A 1,167-nucleotide genomic window follows, 5' to 3' on the forward strand; every position below is an offset into this window, starting at 1 on the left:
TCTTGTAAAAGGCTTTGTATTCGTCATCATAGCGCCTCACCGAGTTGGCGGCTTCAACTAAGTAATAACGGAGATAGCGATTGCCTCGTTTGACAAGGTCAGTATTTTGAGAGTTAGCGTTCCCAGACTGCTTCTGCTTCCAATTCAGTCCTGCATATTTAGCGACTTGAGGGTGGTCTTTAAAGCGTTCAATCTGTCCAATCTCAGCGATAATCCCTGCAGCGTAAACTTTACCAACACCAGGAACAGAAGTTAAGCACTGGTATTCAGGGATGACTTCTACCATCTCTTCAATAGCTTTATCAATAGCTTTAATCATTTGTTCAAGATTTCTGATTTCTCGGGCTAGCAGTCCAAGAACGACATTGACCGAATCCTGTTGGAGCTTGGGCAGGCGGTACGAGCCACGAATCGCCGCTTGAATAGCTTTGGCTAGCTTTTCAGGGGCTTTGAATCGCCCTCTTCCTAATTTCTGGAGAAATTCTGCTAGGTCATTAAGTGGAATCTTAGCTAAGTCATCTAGGGTGTGATCTTCGGTCATTAGAGAGATGATTGTGCTAGACCAGAGATTGGTTGAGAGGTTCTTATTCTTGATTTCAGTTGACAAGGTATTGCACTTGTAGTAGGTGTTCTCAATAAAGTGCTGTTTGGTTGTCGTCAACTGCTCAATGAGCTGAAGTCTGGTTCTGGTTAGGTGCTGGAGTGCTAGATACTTTTCTTCTTTGAGAAAAGCAGGTGAAAATCGTTCAGCTCGAAAATAATCGGCGATGTAGAAGGCATCAAGGGTATCATTCTTGCTTTCTTCAAAGGCTTCCCGATAGTTCTTGATTTTGTTGGGTTGTTCCACCAAGACTTCAACCTTTAGAGCTTTTAAATCGCTGTCTTCATGAAAGAACATGGCAGGGTGAAAGCTATAGAGGCTGGTGGCTTCCATGCCAATGACGATGCGTTCAAAATCGTACACTTCATTGAGTTCAAGAATCTGCTTCTTGATTTTAGAAGCCCCAACTAGGTCGTTAGTAAGAGAAGCTTTGAATGGTGTTGTGGCATCACTAAGCATGACACAGACATCAAGTTTGGTAGAGCTAACGTCTAAACCGACAAAACATTTCATTTGGAAGGTCTCCTTTCAATTGGATTTGGAAGTTTTCTTGACTACTGTAAGGT

General features: G+C 42.8%; 1 protein-coding gene. It reads right to left on the bottom strand.

Translation table 11 applies throughout. The annotated features are described in order from the left end of the window. Positions 1 to 1,114: IS110 family RNA-guided transposase (locus AB3329_RS11610; protein WP_368396317.1), on the bottom strand; the 1,114-nt coding region annotated here is incomplete at its 3' end. Positions 1,115 to 1,167: the final 53 nt, after the last annotated feature.

Source organism: Streptococcus huangxiaojuni (genome assembly GCF_040930515.1).
Classification (GTDB): domain Bacteria; phylum Bacillota; class Bacilli; order Lactobacillales; family Streptococcaceae; genus Streptococcus; species Streptococcus huangxiaojuni.